This is a genomic window from Pseudonocardia sp. NPDC049635 (assembly GCF_040659795.1).
Classification (GTDB): Bacteria; Actinomycetota; Actinomycetes; order Mycobacteriales; family Pseudonocardiaceae; genus Pseudonocardia.
In genome coordinates, this window is the sequence record NZ_JBFAON010000014.1 from 77567 (window position 1) to 101008 (window position 23442).

The following is a 23442-nucleotide window of genomic DNA, read 5'->3' on the forward strand; positions in this document are numbered from 1 at the left end:
GAGCACCCATGGCCGACAGCGTCGACACCACCGCACAGCCCGTCACCGACACCACCGCGCTCGTCGACGCCCTGCGCGCCTCGCTCAAGGACAACGAGCGGTTGCGCCGGGCCGAGCAACAGCGCCTCGACGACGAGCGCGACCCCATCGCGATCGTGGGCCTCGGCTGCCGCTACCCCGGTGACGCCGACACCCCCGAACGGTTGTGGGAGATCGTGCGCGACGGCCGCGACGTCACCACCGGGTTCCCCACCGACCGCGGCTGGGACCTGGAGGCCCTCTACGACCCGGACCCCGACACCACCGGCACCACCTACACCCGCCGCGGAGGGTTCCTCGTCGACGCGACCCGTTTCGACCCGGGCTTCTTCGGCATCTCCCCGCGCGAGGCCCGGGCGATGGATCCGCAGCAGCGCCTGCTGCTCGAGGTCAGCTGGGAAGCCCTCGAGCGGGCCGGGATGGCGCCCGACCGGCTGCGTGACACCGCCGTGGGCGTCTACACGGGAGCCGCCTGGCAGGGCTACGGCGAGGGCTGGCGCGACGCCCCGGACGGCCTGCAGGGTCACCTCGTCACCGGTATGTCCACCAGCGTGATCTCCGGCCGGATAGCCTACACCTTCAATCTGCGCGGGCCGGCCGTCACCCTCGACACCGCCTGCTCGTCGTCGCTGGTCTCGGTGCACCTCGCGGCCCAGGCGCTGCGCCGCGGTGACTGCACCGTCGCGCTCGCCGGCGGCGCCGCGGTCATCTCGTCCCCGATCGCGCTGGTCGGTTTCGCCCGCCAGCGCGGCCTCGCCGAGGACGGCCGCTGCAAGGCGTTCGGCGCCGGCGCCGACGGCATGGTGCTCGGCGAGGGCGCCGGCGTCGTCGTACTGGAGCGGCTCTCCCGCGCCCGCGCCCACGGCCACCCGGTGCTCGCTCTGCTGCGCGGATCCGCGGTCAACCAGGACGGGGCCTCCAACGGCCTGTCGGCACCCAGCGGCGCGGCCCAGCAGGACGTCGTGCGCGCCGCGCTGGCCGACGCCGGGCTGACCCCCGGTGACGTCGACGCGGTCGAGGCACACGGCACCGGCACCACCCTCGGCGACCCGATCGAGGCGCAGGCCCTGCTGGAGGTCTACGGCGCCGGCCGCACCGGCGCGCCGCTGCACCTCGGCTCGGTGAAGTCGAACATCGGCCACGCACAGGCTGCCTCCGGGATCGCCGGCCTGATCAAGACGGTGCTGGCGCTCGAGCACGGAGAACTGCCCGCCACCCTGCACGCCGACCCCGTCACCGACCTCGTCGACTGGGACGGCGTCGAGGTCCTCACCCGCGCCCGGCCGTGGCCAGCCCACCCGGACCGGCCCCGCCGCGCCGGCATCTCCTCGTTCGGGGTGTCCGGCACGAACGCCCACCTGGTCGTCGAGGAGGCCCCGGCCACGGCCGCCGAGCACGCCGGGCAGGCGGCGGATCCGCCGGGCCCGCTGGCGTGGGTGCTGTCCGCCCGCGACGCCGACGGCCTCACCCGCACCGCCACCGGGCTCGACCGGGCGCTGGACGTGGCCCCGGACACCCCGGGCACCGCCGCGGCCGTCGCCTCCGGGCTGGCCCGCCACCGGGCCCGGCTCGACCACGGCGCCGTCGTGCTCGGTGAGGACCTCGCCGGGCTGCGCCGGGGCGTGCGCGCCCTGGCCGCCGGTCGCGGCGACACCCGCCTCGTCACCGGGACGGCCGGTGGGTCCGGGCGACCCGTGTTCGTCTACCCCGGCCAGGGCGCGCAGTGGGCCGGGATGGCCCGCGACCTCTACCGGGAGAGCCCCGACTTCGCCGCCGAGCTCGACCGGTGCGCGGCCGCACTCGCCCCGCACCTCGACGGCACCGACCTCGTCGCCACCGTCACCGGCGACGACGACGGCTGGCTCGACCGGGTCGACCTCGTCCAGCCCGGACTGTTCGCCGTCATGGTCGCGCTCACGGCGCTGTGGCGGTCGCACGGGGTCGAGCCCGCGGCCGTCGTCGGCCACTCGCAGGGCGAGATCGCCGCCGCGCACGTCGCCGGGGCACTGACCCTGGACGACGCCGCCCGGGTCGTCGCCCTGCGCGCCCGCGCGATCGCCGGCATCGCCGGTGCCGGGGCGATGCTGTCGGTCGGGCTGGGCCGGGCCGGCACCGTCGACCGTATCGCCGGCCGGCCCGGGCTCTGGCTCGCCGCGGAGAACGGCGCGCAGTCCTGTGTGGTCTCCGGCGATGTCACCGCCGTCGCGGCGCTGCAGGCGGAGCTCGAGGCCGGTGACGAGATCCGCGTCCGGCGGGTGCCCGTGGACTACGCCTCGCACTCCGCGCACGTCGACGCCGTCACCGCGACCGTGCTCGCCGACCTCGCCCCGATCACACCGTCCGCGCCGCGGCTGCCGCTGTACTCCACCGTGACCGGCGCCCGGCTCGACCCGCGCACGCCCCTCGACGCCGCCTACTGGGTGCGGAACCTCCGCTCCACCGTGGAGCTGCGCGCCGCCACCGACGCCCTGCTCGACGACGGCTTCGACGCCGTGGTCGAGGTGGCCCCGCACCCCGTGCTGCTGCCCGTCCTTGCCGGCACGGCGGAGGCCGCCGGGCGGGACCTGCTCACCGTCCCCACCCTGCACCGCGACCGCTCCCGGCTCCTCGACGTCCTCGGGAACTGGGCGCGGCTGTGGGTGCACGGCACCGACGTCGACCTCGACCCGCGGCCGGGTGGGCACCCCGTCGTCCCCGACACCGCATTCCGACCGGGCCTGCTGCCGACCTTCCCGTTCGCCGACGAACGGTACTGGCTCGCCCCCACCGGCCCGTCCGTCGCGGCCGGTGCCCCCGCTCCTCGGGAGGAGGCGCTGTGGGCGGCCGTCGACTCCGCGGACACCGGTGCGCTCGCCCGCGTCCTCGACGTGCCCGCCGCGGACCTCGGGCCCGGTACCGTCGCCGCGCTCGCCGGGTGGCGGCGCCGCGAGTGCGAGCGCGCCGTCATCGACGGGTGGCGGTACCGGGAGACCTGGGAGCCGTTGGCGCGTCCCGCGGGTTCCCGCCCCGGGCGCTGGTTGCTCGCGGTGTCCGAGCGCACCGACCGCACCGTCGTCGACGAGGTCACCGCCGCTCTCGTCGCCGCCGGTGCGGACGTCGCCGAGCTCGTGGTACCGCCGGACGGCACCGTGAGCCTACCGGCGTTGCTGGGTGCCTCCGGGGTGCTGGCCCTGCTCGCGTTCGACGCCCCCGAGCACGACGGGCCCGGGACGGGGCGCCCGCCCGGCTTCGACACCGGTGTCGCGTTGCTGCGCGCGACCGGCTCGGCGGTCGCCGGGCCGCCGCTGTGGTTCGCCACCCGCGACGCCGTCGCCGTCGCACCGGGGGAGCACCCCGCGCGGCCCGCGCACGCCGCTTTCCGGGCACTGGCCCGGATCGCCGCCGCGGAGTACCCGGACCGGCCCGGTGGCACCGTCGACCTGCCCGCCACCCTGGACCGGCGTGCTGCGTCGCGCCTGCTCGCCCACCTCCACGACGGCGTCGAACAGGACGTCGCGCTGCGCCCCGGTGGCGCGCACGGCCGCCGGATCGTCCCCGCCCCCGCGCCCGCCGCGGCGTCCTGGACGCCACGCGGCACCGTCCTGGTGACCGGCGGGACCGGTGGGCTCGCCGGGCACCTCGCTCGCCGGCTCGCGGACCTCGGCGCCGAGCACCTCGTGCTCGCCGGCCGGCGCGGCCCGGACGCCCCGGGTGCCACCGCGCTCGCCGAGGACCTGCGCGCCCGCGGCGCGCGGGTCACCGTCGCGGCGTGCGACGTGACCGACCGCGCGGCACTGACCGGGTTGCTCGCGCAGCTGCCGGACCTGCGCGCCGTGGTCCACACCGCGGGTGTTCTCGACGATGCCCTCATCGCCGACCTCACCCCGGAGCGGACCGAGCGGGTCATGGCTCCCAAGGTGCTGGCCGCCGGCCTGCTCGCCGAGCTGACCGCCGACCGGGAGCTCGACGCGTTCGTCCTCTACTCCTCCTTCGCCGCGTTCGTCGGTGGTGCCGGGCAGGCGGCCTACGCCGCCGCGAACGCCGTGCTCGACGCCCTGGCCCGGCAGCTGCGCGGGCAGGGCCGACCGGCGAGCTCGCTGGCCTGGGGGATGTGGGACGGCGCGGGCATGGTCGACCCCGGGCAGGCCGCAGCGCTGCGCCGGGCCGGTATGGGGGCGATGGACCCCGATCGGGCCGTCGACGCCCTGCTCGCCGCCGTCGGCGCAGGGGAGGACTGCCGCGCGGTCGCCGCCGTCGACTGGGCGCGGCTGCGGGCGGCCACGCCCGCGCTGCGTGACGCCCCGCTGCTGGCCGGACTGCCCGGCGCGCGCACCGTCACCGGTCCCGACCCGTCGCCAGCGGCCCCGGCCACGGCCGACCGGGACGCGCTGCGCGAGCTCGTGACCGATCGGGTCGCCGCCGCGCTCGGCTTCGGCGACGGCGCCCGCGTCGACCCGGGGCGGTCGTTCCGCGACCTCGGGTTCGACTCACTGACCGCCGTCGACCTGCGCAACCGGCTCGCCGAGGCCACCGGTCTCACCCTGCCGGTCACCCTGGTGTTCGACCACCCGACCGTCGACGGTCTCGCCGGGCACCTGCACGCCCGCCTCGCCTCCACCGACGAGCACGCCCCCGCCGCGGCGCCGGCGACCACCGCCCCCGCGGCCACCGACGAACCGGTCGCGATCATCGGGATGGCCTGCCGGCTGCCCGGAGGGGTGCAGACCCCCGAGCAGCTCTGGACTCTGCTCGCCGACGGCGTCGACGCGGTCGGGGAATTCCCCACCGACCGGGGGTGGGACGTGGTGGGCCTGCACGATCCGGACCCGGACACCCCGGGCACCTTCTACTCGACCGGTGGCGGCTTCCTGCACGATGCCGCCGACTTCGACCCCGGGTTCTTCGGCATCTCCCCCCGCGAGGCGCTGACCATGGACCCGCAGCAGCGGCTGCTGCTGGAGACGGCCTGGGAGGCCTGCGAACGGGCCGGGATCGACCCGGGTGCGCTGCGCGGCACCCGCACCGGGGTCTACGTCGGGGCCAGCTACAACGACTACGGCTCCCGGGTACGGCGCCCGGGCCCCGACGTCGAGGGCCACCTCGCCCTGGGCAGCGCCAGCAGCGTGGTCTCCGGGCGCATTGCCTACACCTTCGGCTGGGAGGGCCCCGCCGTCACCGTCGACACGGCCTGCTCGTCGTCGCTGGTGGCGCTGCACACCGCCGTGCGGGCGCTGCGGACCGGCGAGTGCGACCGTGCGCTCGCCGGCGGCGCGGTGATCATGTCCACCCTGGACAGCTTCATCGAGTTCAGCCGGCAGCGCGCGGTGTCCCCGGACGGCCGCTGCCGTGCCTTCTCCGCCGACGCCGCGGGCGCCGGGTGGGCCGAGGGTGTCGGCACACTACTGCTGGAGCCGCTGTCGGTGGCCCGCGAGCTCGGGCACCCGGTGCTCGCCGTGGTCCACGGCAGCGCCGTGAACTCCGACGGCGCCTCCAACGGGTTGACCGCGCCCAGCGGCCCGGCGCAGCAGCGGGTCGTGCGCGCCGCGCTGGCCGACGCGGGCCTGACACCCGCCGACGTCGACGCGGTCGAGGCGCACGGCACCGGCACCCCGCTGGGCGACCCGATCGAGGCGGGCGCGCTGCAGGCCGTGTTCGCCGGGCCGCGACCGCACGGACCGGTGGCGCTGGGCACGCTGAAGTCCAACCTCGGCCACACCCAGGCGGCCTCCGGCATCGCCGGGGTGATCAAGATGGTGCTCGCCCTGCAGCACGCGATACTGCCGCGGACCCTGCACGCCGAGCAGGCCTCCCCGCACATCGACTGGAGCGGCGGCGAGCTGGCGCTGCTCAGCACGGCCCGGCCCTGGGAACCGGGTCCACGGCCCCGCGTCGCGGGGGTGTCCTCGTTCGGTGTCAGCGGCACGAACGCCCACGTGGTACTCGGTGAGGCACCTGCCGAGGCGGCGGGCGGCGTTGTCGGGCCGGCCGGCGGGACGGACGGCGGTGAGCCCGCGGCCGGGCCCCGCCCGGCCGGAGCGGCACCGGTGCCGTGGCTGCTCTCCGCTCGCGGCACGCGTGCCCTGCCGGGGCAGGCGGGCGCGGTGCTCGACGCCCTGGGTGATCCCGGCGACCCGGACGGACCGGGCCTCGCCGACGTCGCGGCCGCGCTGGCCGGGCGGGTGCACCACGACGACCGCGCCGTCGTCGTCGCCCACGACCCCGCGCAGGCTCGCGCGGCGCTGGCCGCGATCGCGGCGGACCGGCCCGACCCGGCCGTCGTCACCGGGTCGGTGCGCCATGGTCTGCGGTCGGCGCTGCTGTTCACCGGACAGGGCGCCCAGCGCGCCGGGACCGGTCGTGGCCTGTACGAGACCGACGACGCGTTCGCCGACGCGCTCGACGAGGCGTGCGCGCACCTCGACCCGCACCTGGACCGGCCGCTGCGGCCGCTGCTGTTCGCCGCCGAGGGCACCCCGGACGCGGCGCTGCTCGACCGGACCGGGTACACCCAGCCGGCGCTGTTCGCGATCGAGGTCGCCACCGCCGCCGCGGTCCGCGCCCGCGGCATCGAACCGGTCGCCGTCGCCGGGCACTCGGTCGGGGAGTTCGCGGCCGCCCACGTCGCCGGGGTCCTCTCGCTCGCCGACGCCGCCACACTGGTCGCGGCGCGGGCCCGGCTGATGGACGTGCTGCCCACCGGTGGCGCGATGCTCTCGGTGCGGGCCGGCGAGACCGAGGTCGCCGCGTTGCTCGCCGACGACCCGCTGGCCCCGGTCGTCGCGGCGGTCAACGGGCCCGCGTCCACCGTGCTCTCCGGTACCTCCGAGGCGATCGCGCGGGCCGCGCGGACCTGTGCGGAAGCGGGACTGCGGACCCGCACGCTCACCGTGAGCCATGCGTTTCACTCGCCGCTGATGGAACCGGTGCTCGACGAGCTGCGTGCCGTCGCCGCGGACCTGACCCACCACCGCCCCCACACGGTTCTCGTGTCGTCGGTGACCGGCCGGCCCGTCACCGACGACGAGCTGGGACCGGACTACTGGGTCCGCCAGGTCGTCGCACCCGTCCGCTGGCAGGACGCCGTGCGCGCGGTCGAGGACACCGGTGCGGGTGCGCTGGTCGAGGTCGGCCCGGGTGGCGTGCTCAGTGCCATGAGCCGGGACTGCCTGCGCGACGACGACACCCTGCTCGTCCCGGTCCTCCGGCCCGGGACGGACGAACCCGCCGCCGCTCTCGCCGCGTTCGGGACGCTGTGGACGGCGGGCGCGCGGGTCTCGTTCGACCTGCCCGGCGCGACCCGCCCGGTCCGGCTCCCCACCTACGCGTTCCGGCGCCGCCGCTACTGGCTCGACGCCGTCGGCGACGGCCCCGGCATCACCGCCGCGGGCCAGGACGAGGCCGGTCACCCACTGCTCGCCGCCGAGGTCGCCCTCGCGGGCACCGACGGCGGGGCCGTCTTCACCGGGGCACTGTCGACCGCCACGCACCCGTGGCTGGCGGGGCACGCGGTCGCCGGGTCGGTGCTGTTCCCCGGTACCGGGTTCCTCGAGCTGGCCCTGCACGCCGGTGCCCGCACCGGTGCCCCGGTGGTCGAGGAGCTCACCATCGGGACCCCACTGGTGCTGGCCGACACAGCGCGGGTGCAGGTCACGCTGCAGGTCGCGGTGGCCGAACCGGACACCGACGGCCGCCGCGCGGTCACCGTGCACAGCCGGACCGCCGACGGTCCGTGGCACCGGCACGCCGCCGGGACGCTCGGCCCGGCGCCCGATCCGGTCGTCCCTGCGCCGGCGGCGCACTGGCCGCCGGCAGGTGCCGAGCCACTCGCCGTCGACGGGCTCTACGACCTGCTCGCCGACAGCGGGTTCGACTACGGCCCGGAGTTCCGCGGACTGCACGCCGCCTGGCGGGACGGTGACGACGTCGTCGCCGAGGTCGCGGTGCCGGAACGTGCCCGTGCCGCCGCGGCCGAGCACCTGCTGCACCCCGCGCTCACCGACGCCGCCCTGCACACCCTCGCCTTCGGCGGACTCGAGGGCCTCGACGGAGGTCTGATGCCGTTCTCCTGGGGTGGGGTCCGCGCCGGCCGCACCGGTGTCGACCGGGTCCGGGTGCGGGTCACCACCACCGGCCGCGACACCGTCGCGCTGCGGCTCACCGACACCGACGGTGCGCCGGTGCTCGAGGTCGCCGAGCTCGTCCTGCGCCCGGTCGCGACCGACCTGCCCCCCCCGGAGCCGGTGACCGCGCTGCACCGCCTCGACTGGGTGCCCGCCGGCCCCGCCGCGGGCGCCACACCGGCGGCCGGGCGCTGGGCGCTGGTCGGGCCGCACCTGCCCGGCGGGGTGTCCGCGGTGGACACGGCGCTGCCCGCGGGTGCGGTCGAGCGCCACGACGACCTCGCCGCGCTGCGCGCCGGGACCGGCCCGGCACCGGACGTGCTGGTGCTGGGCGCCCCGGTCCCGCCCGGTGACACCGCCGACGAGGCCGGAACGCTCGCCGCGCTCGGTGCCGCGCTGGCGCTGGTGCAGGACGTACTGGCCGACCCCCGGCTGGCCGGCACCCGGACGCTGGTCCTGACCCGTGACGCCGCCGTGACCCGCGACGGCGAGGTCCCGGCCGGGACCGGTGCCGCGGCCGTCGCCGGCCTGGTCCGCTCGGCCGCCACCGAGAACCCCGGCCGGTTCGCCGTCGTCGATCTGGCAGGTGACGACCCCGACGCGGTGACGGCGCTCCCGGCGGCAGCCGCGTCCGGCGAACCACAGGTCGCCGTCCGCGGCGGGCGGGTGCTCGTACCGCGGCTCGTCCCGCTCGCCCCGGCACCGCCCGGCGACGAGGAGTGGACACCGGGGGAGGGCACCGTCGTGGTCACCGGCGCCACCGGCAGCCTGGGCGGCCTCGCCGCCCGGCACGCGGTGCTCCGGCACGGTGCCCGCCGGCTGCTGCTGCTCGGCCGCCGCGGGGCCGACGCCCCCGGCATCGCGGCGCTGCGCGACGAGCTCACCGCGGCCGGGGCCACGGTCGACGTGCGGGCGTGCGACGTCACCGACCCGGCCGCACTGGACGCCGCACTGGCGGCGGTACCACCCGCGCACCCGGTCACCACCGTCCTGCACACCGCGGGCGTGCTCGACGACGGGGTCGTCCACGCCCAGGACGCCGACCGCCTGGCCCGGGTTCTGGCCCCGAAGCTCGGTGGTGCGCTCGCCCTCGCCGAGCGGACCGCGGGCCCGGACCTGCGCGCGTTCGTGCTCTGGTCCTCGATCTCCGGCACCCTCGGCGGCGCGGGGCAGGCCCCGTACGCCGCGGCGAACGCCGCGCTCGACGCGCTCGCCCAGCGGCTGCGCGCCGGTGGGACGCCCGCCCGGTCGCTGGCCTGGGGGGTCTGGTCCGACCGCAGCACCATGACCGACACCCTCGACCGCGCCGGGCGGGCGCGCGTCACCGGGAGCGGGCTGGCCCCGATGCCGGCCGCCGCCGCGCTCGCCCAGCTCGACGCGGCCCTGGCCCGCCCGGGCACCGGATCCGGCGAGGCGCTGCTGGCCCCGATCGGCACCGACCCCGCGGCCCTGCGGGCTGCCGCGGCGGCAGGGCGGCTCCCGGCCGCCCTGCGCGAGCTGGCCCCCGCACCGCCCGCCCGGGCCGGCACCGCGGCCACCGGCCCGGCGCCCACCGGCCCGGACACCGCGGCGCGGTTCGCCGGGCTCTCCGGTGACGCCCGGACAGCGGCGCTGCTCGACCTGGTGCGTACGACGGCCGCCGGGGTGCTGGCGGTGCCCGACCCGGAGGAGATCGAGCCCCGCCGGGGCCTGCTCGACCTCGGCTTCGACTCGCTCACCGCCGTCGAGCTGCGTAACCGCCTCGGTACCGCCACCGGCCTGCGGCTGCCGGTCACGCTGATGTTCGACCACCCGACGCCGCAGGCGCTCGCCGCGTTCCTCGACGGTGAGCTGCCCGCGGCCGACGCGACCCCGGCAGCACCGGCGGACCTGCCCGAACTCGCCGAGCTCGACGGGATCGCCCGCCGGCTGGACCGCATCGCGCACGACGAGGTGGCGGGCGCCGCCGTCGCCGACCGGCTGGCCCGGATGCTGGCCGACCTCGGGAGGCCGGTCCCGGCCCCCACGGCCGTGCCGGCCGCCACGACGCCCCCGGCCGCCGTGGCCGAGGCGACCGACGACGAGCTGTTCGCCCTGATCGACCGGGACCTGGGGGCGTCATGAGCGCCCCGGGCCCGACCCCGCCGACCCGGACGGAGAACCGGTGAGCACCGAGACCGAGAACCGGCTGCGCGAGTACCTCAAGCGGGTCACCACCGAGCTGCACTCCACCCGCGAGCAGCTCGCCGAGGCCGGCCGCAGCGCCGGTGAACCCGTCGCGGTCGTGGGGATGGCGTGCCGCTACCCCGGCGGCGTCCGCACCCCCGAGGACCTGTGGGAGCTGGTCGCCGCCGGCCGCGACGCCGTCGGGCCGTTCCCGACCGACCGCGGCTGGGACCTGGAGGCGCTCTACGACCCGGACCCGGACGTCCCGGGCACCTCCTATGCGACCGAGGGCGGGTTCGTCGACGACGTCGCGGACTTCGACGCCGCGTTCTTCGGGCTCTCCCCGCGCGAGGCGATCGCGATCGACCCGCAGCAGCGGCTGCTGCTGGAGACGGCGTGGGAGTCCCTGGAACGGGCCGGGATCGACCCGGACGGGCTGCGCGGCAGCCGCACCGGCGTGTTCGCCGGGGTCATGTACCAGGACTACGTACGCCGGTTCACCACGGTGCCCGCCGACGTCGAGCCCTACGTCGGGGCGGGCGGCTCCGGCAGCATCGCCTCCGGACGTGTCGCCTACGTCCTCGGCCTGGAGGGCCCCGCCGTCACCGTCGACACCGCCTGCTCGTCCTCGCTGGTCGCGCTGCACTGGGCGGCCCGCTCGCTGCGGGCAGGTGAGGTGGACCTCGCGCTGGTGGGGGGCTCGATGGTGATGTCCACCCCGGTCGCGTTCGTCGACTTCGCCCGCCAGCGCGGGCTCGCCCCGGACGGGCGGTGCAAGGCCTACGCCGACGGTGCCGACGGCACCGGGTGGGGTGAGGGCGTCGGGATGCTCGCCGTCGAGCGCCTGTCCGACGCGCGCCGCCACGGCCACCCGGTGCTCGCCGTCGTCACCGGCTCCGCGGTCAACTCCGACGGCGCCAGCAGCGGGCTCACCGCCCCGAACGGCCCGTCACAGCAGCGGGTCCTGCGCGCCGCGCTGGACGCGGCCGGGATCGTGCCCGCCGAGGTCGACCTGGTCGAGGGGCACGGCACCGGCACCGCCCTCGGCGACCCGATCGAGGCGCAGGCGCTGCTCGCTGTCTACGGCCGCGGCCGCGACCCGCACCACCCGCTGTGGCTGGGGTCGCTGAAGTCCAACATCGGCCACACGCAGGCCGCCGCTGGCGTCGGCGGCGTGATCAAGACGGTGCTCGCGCTGCAACACGGCGTCATGCCGCCCACCCTGCACGCCGACCACCCGTCGGGTGCCGTGGACTGGGGTTCCGGGGCGGTGAGCCTGCTGCGGACGGCCCGGGACTGGCCGGACACCGGGCGCCCGCGCCGAGCCGGGGTGTCCTCGTTCGGCTTCTCCGGCACCAACGCCCATGTCCTGGTCGAGCAGGCCCCCGACCTCGGCGGGCCCGAGGCCCCCGCCGTCCCGGCGACCGGCGACCCCGGTCCGGTGCCGTGGGTGCTCTCGGCCCGCGACCCGGAGGCACTGGCCGGTCAGGCCGCCGCCCTGCTGCACCGGATCGACACCGGAACCCAGGCCGGCACCGACGCCGAGATCGCCGCCTCGCTGCTGCGCACCCGTACCGCGTTCCCGCACCGGGCCGTCGTCACCGGAGCCACCCGCGACGACCTCGTCCACGGCCTGCGCACACTCACCGGCGGCAGCCTGCCCGCGCGCACCGCGCCGGTGGACAGGCCGACCGCCGCCCTGTCCACCGGCGCCCCACTGCGTGGCCGGACCGCGTTCCTGTTCACCGGCCAGGGTGCCCAGCGGGCCGCGACCGGCCGCGACCTGCACGGCGTCGTCCCGGCCTACACCGCCGCCTTCGACCAGGTCTGCGCCGCGCTCGACCCGCACCTGCCCCGGCCGCTGCGCGAGATCGTCCTCGCCGGCCCCGGCACACCGGACGCGGAGCTGCTCGACCACACCCGCTGGACCCAGCCCGCGCTGTTCGCCGTCGAGGTCGCGCTGGCCGCCACCTGGCGGGCCGCGGGGATCGAACCGGACGTGGTGCTCGGGCACTCGATCGGCGGGATCACCGCCGCGCACGTGGCCGGGGTGCTCCCGCTCGCCGACGCCGCCCGGCTGGTCGCGGTGCGGGCCGCGCTGATGCAGGACGCACCCGGTGGCGGGGCCATGCTCTCGGTGCGGGCCGCTGTCGGGACCGTCGCCCCGCTGGTGTCCGAGCAGGGCGGCCGGGTCGGTGTCGCCGCCGTCAACGGGCCGTCCTCGGTGGTGCTGTCCGGTGACGCCTGCGCGATCGACGCGATCGCCGCCGAGCTCGCCACCCGCGGCGTGCGGACCACCCGGCTGCGCGTCGGGCACGCCTTCCACTCCGCGCACATGGACGCCGCCGCTGCCGCGCTCGCCGACGCCGTCGGGCCGCTCGACGCTGGCCCGGCCCCGATCCCGGTCGTGTCCGACCTGACCGGTGCCGTGGCGGACCCCGGTGACCTGACCGACCCCGGGCACTGGGCGCGCGCCCTGCGCGACACCGTCCGGTTCGCCGACGGGGTCCGCGCACTGTGCGGACTCGGCGTGACCCGGATGATCGAGATCGGGCCCGACGCCGCGCTGACCCCGGCCGTGCAGGAGGTCCTCGCCGAGGACGGCGGGCCGGACCGCCTGGTCCTGCCGACGCTGCGCCGGGACCGCCACGAAGCCGTCGATCTGGTCGCCGCACTCGGCGCCCTCCACACGGCGGGCGGGCACGAGATCGACTGGACCGCCGTCGCGCCCGCGCTGCGCGACGCACGCCGGGTGGAGTTGCCCACCTATGCGTTCCGGCGGACCCGCTACTGGCTGGACGCGGACACCGGGCCCACCGGACCGACCACGGCCATCGGCGCCACCGGTCATCCGGTGCTGACGAGCACCGTCGAGCTCCCGGCCACCGGCGGGGTGGTGCTCACCGGGCGCGCCGGGCCGCGGAGCCTGCCGTGGCTGGGCGACCACACCGTCGCCGGCCGCCCGCTGCTGCCGGGCACCGCGTTCGCCGAGCTGGCGATCCGGGCCGGCGACGAGGTCGGGGCCACCCGGATCGAGGAGCTGACCCTCGAGGCGCCGCTGATCCCGGCGGCACCCCCCGCCCCGGCCACCGAGCTGCAGGCCGTGGTGGGCGCACCCGCCGACGACGGCATCCGGACCGTCGAGGTGTGGGCGCGCACCGGCGACCCGGACGACGACACCGGCGGCTGGGTACGGCACGCCTCCGGGACCCTCGGGGACACCGGGGACGCACCGGAGCCCGACCCGGACCTTGTGGCCTGGCCACCGGCCGGCGCCGAGCCGGTCGCGGTGACCGCGTTGCACGAGCGGTTCGCCGACGGCGGCTTCCACTACGGTCCGGCCTTCCGTGGCCTGCGCGCCGTCTGGACCCGCGACGGCGCGGTGTTCGCCGAGGTCGTGCTGCCGCCGGAGGCCGGGGGACCCGGACGGTGGGGGCTGCACCCTGCACTGCTCGACGCCGCGCTGCACCCGCTCGCCGCCACCGACACGCTGCTCGATCCCGACCCGCGCCCCCGGCTGCCGTTCTCCTGGTCGGGGATGCGGCTGTACGCCACCGGCGCCGACACCCTGCGGGTCCGCCTGGACCGGGCCGGGCCCGGTGCGGTCTCCCTCCGGCTGGCCGACGGCACCGGCGCACCGGTGGCCGACATCGAGGCTCTGGTCGTGCGCCCGGCCGACCCTGCGGGCCCGGTCACCCGTCCCCGCCACCGCGAGCTGTTCACGACGGCGTGGACCCCGGTCGCGGCCGGCCCACCGCCACACCGGGTGGCCCTGCTCGGGGACTCCGGCGGGACGCTCGCCACCGCCCTCACCGCGGCGCTCACCACGGCCGGGGTGCACGTCGAGCACTACGCCGACACCGCGTCGCTGGCGATGGCCACCGCCTCCGGTACGGCACCGCCCGAGGCCGTGCTCGCCGTCCCCGTCGCGGACACCAGCCATGACCCGGCCACCCGCGCACGGGCGCTCACCACCGCGGCGCTGGCCCTCCTGCAGGACTGGACGGACACCGGAGCCGACGTGGCGTCTCGGCTGGTCCTCGTGACCGAGCGCGCCACGACCGGTGACGACGGCGCTCCCGACCCGGCCGCCGCGGCGGTCTGGGGGCTGGCCGGTGCCGCACAGACCGAGTCGCCCGACCGGATCGCACTGCTCGACCTCGACGGCGGGCCCGACGGCCCGCCCGCGGTGGCCGGGCTGCTCGAACCTCTGATCGCCGACCCCGCCGCCCGGATCGCGGTACGCGCCGGGACCGGGAACCTGCCCCGGCTGGAGGGCATCGTGCCCGTCCCGCCGGGGGACACCTGGCTCTCCGGCGGTCTCCCCGACGCGACGGTGCTGGTCACCGGCGCGACCGGAGCGCTCGGCGGCGCCGTCGCCCGGCACCTGGTGCGCGAGCACGGAGCCCGGCACCTGCTGCTCGTCAGCCGCCGCGGCGCCGACGCCCCCGGTGCCGCCGCCCTGGCGGACGAGCTGCGCGAGCTCACCGGTCCCTCCGGCACGGTCGACCTGTGCGCCGCCGACGTCGCCGACCGCGACGCTCTCGCCGGGGTCCTGTCCCTGGTCCCGCCCGGCCGTCCGGTGCGCGCCGTGGTGCACGTGGCCGGTGCGCTCGACGACGCCACCCTCGGGTCGCTCACCCCGCAGCGGTTGGCCACGGTGCTCCGCCCCAAGGCCGACGCCGCGGTCCTGCTCGACGAGCTGACCACCACCGACGCCCCGCTCATGGTCCTGTTCTCCTCGGCCGCCGGGGTCCTGGGCGGTGGTGGGCAGGGCAACTACGCGGCCGCGAACGCCTTCCTCGACGCCTTCGCCGCGGCCCGCTCCGCTGCGGGCCGCCGCACCCTGTCCGTCGCCTGGGGACGCTGGGCCGGCGGGATGGCCGGACGCGACGACACCGGGGCGGACCGCTCCGGAATCGCCGCGCTGGGCGCCGGCCACGCGCTCGGGCTACTCGACGAGGCCCTGGCCGCGACCGCTCCGGCCGTCGTGGCGATGCGCCTGGACCGGCCTGCGCTGCGGGCCGCAGCACGGGCCGGCAGCGGACCGGCACTGCTGAGACTGCTCGCCGGGCCCGGGCCGCGGCGCACCGTCCGGGCCACCGCGGGCACCGGCCCAGGCCGCGACGGCGGGATCACCGCGCTGCGCGGCGACGACCGTCTCGCCGCGCTCTGCACGCTGGTCCGTGGCCACGTCGCCGAGGTACTGGGGCACGTCGACGGCCAGGTCGGCCCGGACACCGACCTGGTAGACGCCGGGTTCGACTCGCTGACCGCGATCGAGCTGCGCAACCGGTTGGCCGCCGCCACCGGTCTGCGGCTGGGCGCCACCCTGGCCTTCGACCACGAGACACCGGCTGCACTCGCCGTGCACCTGCACGAGCGGCTCGGTGACGGCACCGCCCCGGCAGCGCCGGCCCGTCCCGCGCCCGTCGCCACCGCCGGGGGAGCGCTGCTCGGTCTCTACACCGACGCGTTCCGCACCGGGAAGTGGAAGGAGGTCTTCGAACTGCTGCGTGCGGCCGCCGCACTGCGCCCCTCGTTCGACAGCCCGGCCGACCTCGACGCCACCGGCCACCCGGTGATCCCGGTGCGGCTGGCCCGCGGTGCGGCCGCCCGACCGGTGTTCTGCTTCTCCTCCTGCCTGGCCGTGGCCGGGATCCACCAGTACGCGCGGTTCGCCGGGGCGTTCCGCGGACGCCGGGACGTCGCCGCGCTCGCGGTCCCCGGCTTCGGCCACGACGAACCGTTGCCGACCGGCATCGGCGCGGTGGTCGGCGCGCAGGCCGAGGCCGTCCGCCGGGCCACGGGCGACACTGCCCCGGTCCTGCTCGGCTCGTCGGCCGGCGGCTGGTTCGCCCACGCCGTGGCCCGGCACCTGGAGGCGGTGGGTGAGCCGCCCGCAGGCGTGGTGCTGGTCGACACCTACACGCCACAGAGCGACCTGATGGACCGATTCGGGCTGTCCCTGATGGACGGGATGGCGGAGCGGGAGGGCACCTTCGTCACGATGGACGACGACCGGCTCTCCGCGATGGGGTGGTACCTGGACCTGTTCCGCACCTGGGAGCCCGGCCCCACCCTCGTCCGTACCCTGCTGGTCCGGGCCACCGAGCCGCTGGCAGGCGCCACCACACTCGGCGACGGGCGGGACTGGCGTTCCACATGGGACTTCCCGCACGACACCGTCGACGTCGCCGGTGACCACTTCTCGATGCTGGAGGAGCACGCGGTGCCGACCGCCGCCGCCATCGAGGAATGGATCGAGGCCCTGGATCGGCCCGCCGTGCCGACGGGGCAGGCGACGACCCCGAGGGAGACCATCCGATGACCACCTCCGTGTCCACCGACCTGTGGTTCCGCCGCTTCCGCGCCGGGGACGACAACCGGGCGCCGCGGGCCCGGCTGCTCTGCTTCCCGCACGCGGGCGGTGCAGCGAGCTACTTCACCGGGTTGTCGGCCCGGCTGCGCCCGGACGTCGACGTCGTCGCCGTCCAGTACCCGGGAAGGCAGGACCGCCGCAGCGAGCCGTTCGCCACCGACCTGGCGACGCTGGCCGACCGGATCGTCGAACAGCTCGACGTCCGCACCGTCGCGGACGGCCTGCCGCTGGTGCTGTTCGGGCACAGCATGGGCGCCACCGTCGGTTACGAGGTGGCGCGCAGGCTCGAACACGCGCACGAGCGGCCGGTGGACCGGCTCGTCGTCTCCGCCCGCAACGCGCCCTCCGAGCACCGCAGCGCCGGGATCCACCGCCTCGACGACGCTGGTGTCGTCGACGAGCTGCGCCGGACCGGCGGCACCAGTGGGGACCTGCTCGCCGATGCCGAGATGCTGCAGCTGGTGCTGCCCGTGGTCCGCGCCGACTACACCGCCGCCGAGACCTATTCCTGGGTCCCCGGGCCGCCGCTGCGCGCCCCGATCGACGGCCTGTGCGGCGACCGCGACCCGCGGGTCGCACCGGAGGACCTGCGCGGCTGGGCCGCGCACACCACGGGGGGGTTCACCCTGCGGTCGGTGCCGGGTGACCACTTCTACTTCGGCGCCGACCCGTCGCCGGTGGTGTCGCTGGTGCGCGAGCGGCTCGCGGCGTAGGCCGCGCCGCGCGGGTCCCGGCCCGTGCGGCGCGGCGCGACCGGTCCGGTCGGTGACCCTGCCGGTCCGCTCAGGCCCGCGAGGCGGTGACCGGTCCGTGCAGGGCGGCCTCCAGCAGGTCCGCCGCCGCATCCGTCCCGCCGGCGCGCTCCATCTCCGCAGCGATCCGGTCCAGCCCGGCAGCGATGCGAGTGTCCCCGGCCACCCGGTCCACCGCGGCATGCAGCGCCGCCCCGGTGAGCCGGTCCGGGGTGAGCTGCTCGCCGAGGTCGAGCTGGGTGAGCCGGTCGGCGTTCGCCCGCTGCTCGGCCATCTGCGGAACCGCCACCATGGGCACCCGGGCCCGCGCGGCCTCGAGCACGCTGTTCATGCCGCCGTGGGTCACGAACACCGTGGCGTGCTCGAGCACCTGCAGCTGCGGCACCGAGCGGTGCACCTCCACGTGCGGGCCGGCCGCGCCGAGGGAGCCGGGATCGACGTGCTCGCCGACGACCAGCACCACGTGCCGCCCGGACCCGCGCAGCGCCTCCAACGCCAGCTCGTAGAACGGGCGGTTCGCCGAGTACACCGTGCCGAGCGAGACGAGGCAGACCGGTCGGCCGGACACGGGCGGCGACCAGGTTCCCTGGAACGTGCGCGCGCCGGGGCAGGGGCCGACGAAGTGGTAGCTGGCGTCGAACGTCTCGTGCGCGAACTGGAAGCTGCGCGGCAGGAACACCAACTGGCCGTGCACCCCGGTGCCGACACCGTCGACCAGCTCGGCGAGGGTCAGCCCGGCGGCCGACGCGAGCCGCTGCATCCGGACCGCGAACCACCACAGCCGCGGATCCAGCCGGTTCGAGCGGATGTAGGTGCCCATGAGCGACCAGTGCTCGTTCGACACGAAGTTCGGCCAGCACGGGACCGCGGGCACGTCCATCCCGCGGGCCAGCAACCGGCCCCACCAGGCGGTGAGGCCGTCGAACAGCACCAGGTCCGGCCGGTCGCCGGCGAGCCGGTCGCGCAGTTCGGCCGGGCGCACCCGCGTCTCACGCAGCCCGGCCAGCAGACCGCGGGTGAGGTCGGAGCCCTCGAGGGTGTACGGCTTCGTGGCGGGCGGCGGCATCGTCGACTCGTGGGCCAGCAGCGTCGCCCCGGTCTCGGCGATCCGGTCCCGGTAACGCTCGGTGGTGGCGTAGGTGACGCGGTGCCCGCGCTCGACCAGCTCGGCCACCACGCCGAGGGTGGGGTTGATGTGACCGGCCGCCGGCGGGGCGACCACGAGGATGTGGGCCATGTCGGGCCTTTCTCGACGGGTCCTGCCACCGAACCTAGGTCCGGGCCGGGGCCGCCGGCGTTGACAAGTGTCATGCCGAGCCGGTGACAGGAACGCACGCGCGGGTCCCCGAGATCACGGCACCGTCGGTCCCGTGACCGAGCCGCCCATCTGGACGGCTGAGCGGAGACCGAGAGAGAAGGAAGTGGCGATGTCCTCGCAGCCGACCAACAGCAACACCAAGCAGATCCTGGTCATGTCCCTCGGCGCCGTGATCGGTGGCATCGTGCTCGGGATCTGCGGCATGTGGGTGCTCAACCCGGGCATCATGATCCCGATCGGGGTCGTGATCGGACTGGCCGTCACCATGCCGATGGTGCGCAAGAAGGCCTGATCAACGGTCGAATCGACCACTCCCGCGGCGGGCCGGATCCTGGCGATCCGGCCCGCCGGGGCGTACCAGCCCGGCCGGGCCAGGAGCGGATGATCGTGACCACGGACGAGACCCTGCCGGCTCCCGGCCGGCTGCGTACCGCGGCCCGGAGCGCACTCGCTGCGCTGAGCGCAGGGCTGCTGCTGAGCGCCTGCGGCACTCCGGCCGCGCCGGACCCGGACGGCCCGGCGACGAGCGTCGTCGCGCAGGGCGCGCTGCGCGGCGAGGACGCGGGCACCCACCGCACCTACCGCGGGATCCCCTACGCCGCACCCCCGGTCGGGGACGGTCGCTGGGCGGCGCCGGGCCCGGCACCGGGCTGGGACGGGGTGCGCGACGCGGCCCGCTCCGGGGCCGCCTGCCCGCAGCTGCCCAGCAGCGTGGCCGACCTGGCGTCCGAGACGGAGGACTGCCTGTTCCTCGACGTCACCGTGCCCGCAGGCGCCACACCGGACCGGCCTCGCCCGGTGATGGTGTGGATCCACGGCGGCAGCGGCACGAACGGGGCTGCCGGGGTGTTCGACGCGCACCGCCTTGCCACCGACGGCGACGTCGTCGTGGTCACGGTCAACTACCGGCTCGGTGTGCTGGGCGGGTTCGGCCTGCCCGGCCTGGCCGACGCCGGCTCGTTCGGCCTGCTGGACCAGCAGGCCGCGCTGCGCTGGGTGCGCCACAACATCGGCGCCCTCGGCGGCGACCCGCGCTCGGTCACCCTGTTCGGCGAGTCCTACGGGGCTCTCTCGGCGAGCGCCCATCTGGTGTCGCCGCAGGCGGAGGGCCTGTTCGACCGGGTGATCCTGCAGAGCGGGCTGGCCCTCCAGACCTACCCGCCGGACACCGTCATGCCAGGCACGCCGGCCCTGCCGTCGCTGTGGATCGACCAGGACGAGCTCGGCGAGCTCGGGAACGGTGTCGCCACGGCCCTCGGCTGCGCGCCCGGCCCCGGCGCCCTGGCCTGCCTGCGCAGCCGTCCGGTGACGGACCTGCTGCCGTTGTCCGCGCAGTTCTCCCGCTTCGCCTGGGGCAACCGGGCGCTGCCCGCGGAGCCGGCGGCCGAGTTGCACGCCGGACGGGTGCACCGGGTGCCGGTGCTGTCCGGCGCCACCCGCGACGAGCACCGCCTCTACGTCGCGGCGTTCTTCGACGACACCGGCAGTCCGGTGACCGCGCAGCAGTACCCTCACCTGCTCCGGCGGGCGTTCGGTGACCGGGCGGGGGAGGTCGCGGCACGGTATCCGCTGGAGGCCCACACCACACCGAGCCTCGCCTGGGCGACCGTGCTGACCGACCGTGTCTGGGCCACCGCCACCGACGCCCAGAACCGCAGCCTCGCAGCGGTCACACCCACCTGGGCGTTCGAGTTCGCCGACCGCGGCGCCCCGCCGGCGGCCGGCGTCGGCGGTGGGTTCGCGCCGGGCGCGTACCACTCGGCGGACGTGTTCTACCTGTTCGACGCGGCCGGCGGCGCCCCCTACGGTGAACTGCGCCCGGAGAGCCGCAGGCTGGCCGACCGGATGGTGCGGCACTGGTCCGCGTTCGCACGGACCGGCTCGCCCGCCCTGCCGGAAGCCGCGTGGCCCCCGTTCGACCCCGGCAGCCCGCACGTGCAGACCCTCGACACCGACCCGGACGCCCCGCCTACCGACTACCGGGCCGAGCACCGGCTGGACTTCTGGGCGAGCTTCCCCGGCACGGTCGCCGGGGGCTGAGCCCCGGATCCACCGCGACAGCGCGCTGGTGAGGGTGGGCAGTGGCGCACGAATGCCCTCCTGTCTGGGAGGACAGGACCTGCTGATGGTCCTTGAGCGACCGGCCGGAAGGGCATCCGCTGGATGCGACCGTCTGACGCTCGCCGCGCGATCTCCGCACGGTTCGATGATCCGAATCTCGTGTCGTGCGTGGGCTCGTGCCGGTGACGGCGGTGGTCGTTCGTCGCGGTCTGGAGGTGTTGCTCACCGGTCGGCTCACGCCGGCCGGGAAGGGCACCGCGAACGCCACCGAGAAGGTGATCGCGCTGGTCGCGGGGATCATGGCCGGTGGCTACGCGAAGCAGGGCGCCGGACGCGGTGATACCGGCGTCTACGGCCTCGATGCCCCGCGCGACCCGCTCCCGACCACACCCTGACACACCGGGCCCCGGAGCCACGTCCGGAGACCATCAGTGGGAAAGCCGGACGGACCAACAGATCAGACACGCCCGCACCCCCCAAGACGCCACCACCAGGGGCCACTACCGCACCGGCCGAACCGACACGGTGGGATCCAGGCTGACCCGGGGCCCGTCCCGTGACGGGTGGGCCGGTACCTCACCGGCGAGCAGACGACACGGACCGGCGTGAGGCTGCGGTGCCACGCTTCGCGAGGGGCGGCCTCATGCCACGGGCGGCCGCCGCTCGGTGAGCGACTCCGCTCGCGACGAGGCCGACCGTTCGCCTGCCCGAGCAGGATCACCGCGTCGGTCAGCGATCCTGCGCGACGTGGCACGCCGGGCTCCGGGCAGGACCGGATCCGGTGGCCGTGGGCCGGATGCTCAGACGTCGCGGCGCTCCAGCACCACCGCGGCCACCGCCAGCGCTGCCGCCGACCACGCGAGTAGCGTGCCGCCCGCGATGAGCGGGTGCACGTAGGAGACGGAATCCGGTGGGGTGAGCCCGGCCAGGATGTGGATCGACTCGCCAGGGGTGAACGGCAGCACGTTCGCCTGGAACCACTCCGGCAGCCAACCGACCACTGTCGGGACAAACAGCAGCACGACCGCCGCGGTGACCCCCCCTGCGGTGTTGCGGAACACGAACGAGAACGCCGTGGCGAACACGGCGTAGAACGGGGCGATGGTGGCCGCACCGACCGCCATCCGCACCATCTCCAGATCGGCGTCGACCAGCGGGAGCCCGACGGCCAGCAGGACGGCCTGTCCCGCCAGCACCGACACCAGCCCGGCCAGGAGGCCGACGGCCAGCGTCGAGAGCAGCACCGTGACCGCCTTGGCCAGCAGGAAACGGGTGCGGCGCGGAGTCACGGTCAGGGTCGTGCGCATCATCCCCGTCGCGTACTCGGACCCGACCGTGCCCGCCGCGGTCAGCATCAGCACCAGGGCCGCGGCGTCCGTGCCGAGCAGGCTGGTGCTGACGATGTCCTCCGGCGCCCGGTCCTGCAGCCCGACACCGGTGGTCGGTCCGATGGTGAAGCACAGCAGGACCGCGATGAACGCTGCGATGATCAGCGCGGCCCAGTAGAGCCGGCGGGTCGTCTGCAGCGTCCACATCTTGAGGAGCTCCGAGCGGACGGTGCGCACGAAGCCGACCGGGGCACCCGGCCGGTCCCGCTGTGGCTGCGCGCCCGCCTCGGTTCGGGTGTCGGTCATCGGGTGCTCTCCTTCGCGCGGGACAAGTCGGCGCCGCGGTGCCGACCGCGGTCACGAGTGAGGGTCATGAAGGCGTCCTCGAGGCTGGGACGCCACGGGGTGAGCTCGTGCAGCGGCAGGCCGTACTGGGCGGCGAGCCCGCCGATGTCGGCGGCGTCGAGACCGGTCACGGTGAACCGGTCGCCGTCCCGCTCGGTGACGGTCGCCCCGAACCGGAGCAGCTCCTCGGAGAGCCGGTCGGCCCGGGGTGAGGAGACCGTCACCCTGGCTCCCGCGCCGGAACGCACCAGCTCGTCGATGCTCATATCGGTGATCATCCGACCGCCGCCGATCACCAGGACGTGGTCGGCGGTCGCCTCCATCTCGTTCATCAGGTGGCTGGACAAGAACACCGTGCGGCCCTCGGCCGCCAGCGACTGCAACAGCGTCCTGACCCACACGATGCCCTCCGGGTCGAGCCCGTTGAGCGGCTCGTCGAGCATCAGCACCCCGGGGTCGCCCAGCATCGCGCCGGCCAGCCCGAGCCGTTGACGCATACCCAGTGACAGGGCGCCGACCAGCCGGTCGGCGACGTCCTCCAGGCCGACCAGGCCGAGCACCTCGTCCACCCGGCCGCGGGAGATCCCGCCTGCCTCGGCCTGCCAGCGCAGGTGCGCGCGGGCGCTGCGGCCCTTGTGGAGCGCCGTCGGGTCCAGTAGCGCACCGACCTCGCGCAGGGGTGCGGGGAGCCCGCGGTAGTCGTGGCCGGAGACCCGCGCGAACCCCACAGTGGGGCGGTCCAACCCGAGGATCATCCGCATCGTCGTGGACTTGCCGGCACCGTTGGGCCCCAGGAACCCGGTGATGTGTCCCGGGGCCACCGAGAACGTGAGGTCCTCGACCGCGGTGACGTCCCCGTAGCGCTTGGTCAGCCCGCCGACCTCGATCATCGTCCGCTCCCCGTTCTCCTCGTGGCGATCATGGCTCCAGCCTGGCCGGAGGGCGGCCCGGGTACCCACGGTGTCCGTCATGG

General features: G+C 76.4%; 9 protein-coding genes. 6 read left to right on the forward strand and 3 right to left on the reverse strand.

The window, feature by feature from the left end; genetic code table 11:
- Nucleotides 1-8 precede the first annotated feature (8 nt).
- From AB0J24_RS17890 to AB0J24_RS17900, 3 genes are read left to right on the forward strand one after another with little or no spacing between them, the layout of a single operon-like run.
- On the forward strand, nt 9-10241 hold the full coding sequence (locus AB0J24_RS17890; RefSeq protein WP_358682608.1) for a type I polyketide synthase: 10233 nt from the start codon (nt 9-11) through the stop codon (nt 10239-10241).
- Nucleotides 10242-10281: 40 nt separating this feature from the next.
- Nucleotides 10282-16614 (forward strand): type I polyketide synthase, encoded by a 6333-nt coding sequence (locus AB0J24_RS17895; RefSeq protein ID WP_358682610.1) that lies wholly within the window; start codon nt 10282-10284, stop codon nt 16612-16614.
- On the forward strand, nt 16611-17378 hold the full coding sequence (locus AB0J24_RS17900) for an alpha/beta fold hydrolase (protein ID WP_358682612.1): 768 nt from the start codon (nt 16611-16613) through the stop codon (nt 17376-17378). Before AB0J24_RS17895 ends, AB0J24_RS17900 begins: the two co-directional genes overlap by 4 nt.
- A gap of 70 nt (nt 17379-17448) precedes the next feature.
- On the opposite strand, the gene AB0J24_RS17905 is transcribed toward AB0J24_RS17900, so the two are convergent.
- Entirely contained in the window at nt 17449-18654 is a 1206-nt protein-coding gene (locus AB0J24_RS17905; protein ID WP_358682614.1) for a macrolide family glycosyltransferase, read from the reverse strand.
- Between the two features lie 190 nt (nt 18655-18844).
- On the opposite strand from AB0J24_RS17905, the gene AB0J24_RS17910 reads away from it, so the two are divergent.
- The 3 genes from AB0J24_RS17910 to AB0J24_RS17920 all read left to right on the forward strand — a co-directional run bounded on the left by AB0J24_RS17910 (nt 18845) and on the right by AB0J24_RS17920 (nt 21191).
- Complete coding sequence (locus AB0J24_RS17910) at nt 18845-19027, forward strand: hypothetical protein (protein ID WP_358682616.1); 183 nt, start codon at nt 18845-18847, stop codon at nt 19025-19027.
- Nucleotides 19028-19116: 89 nt separating this feature from the next.
- Nucleotides 19117-20775, forward strand: a complete 1659-nt coding sequence (locus AB0J24_RS17915) for a carboxylesterase family protein (RefSeq protein WP_358682618.1) — start codon at nt 19117-19119, stop codon at nt 20773-20775.
- 185 nt (nt 20776-20960) lie between these two features.
- On the forward strand, nt 20961-21191 hold the full coding sequence (locus AB0J24_RS17920; RefSeq protein WP_358682620.1) for a hypothetical protein: 231 nt from the start codon (nt 20961-20963) through the stop codon (nt 21189-21191).
- A gap of 405 nt (nt 21192-21596) precedes the next feature.
- On the opposite strand, the gene AB0J24_RS17925 is transcribed toward AB0J24_RS17920, so the two are convergent.
- Both AB0J24_RS17925 and AB0J24_RS17930 read right to left on the reverse strand, forming a co-directional pair.
- Nucleotides 21597-22430 (reverse strand): hypothetical protein, encoded by an 834-nt coding sequence (locus tag AB0J24_RS17925; RefSeq protein ID WP_358682622.1) that lies wholly within the window; start codon nt 22428-22430, stop codon nt 21597-21599.
- The gene (locus AB0J24_RS17930) at nt 22427-23440 is read right to left on the reverse strand and encodes an ATP-binding cassette domain-containing protein (RefSeq protein ID WP_358682624.1); all 1014 of its coding nucleotides are present in this window, start codon (nt 23438-23440) and stop codon (nt 22427-22429) included. The genes AB0J24_RS17925 and AB0J24_RS17930 overlap by 4 nt, the downstream gene beginning before the upstream one ends.
- Nucleotides 23441-23442: the final 2 nt, after the last annotated feature.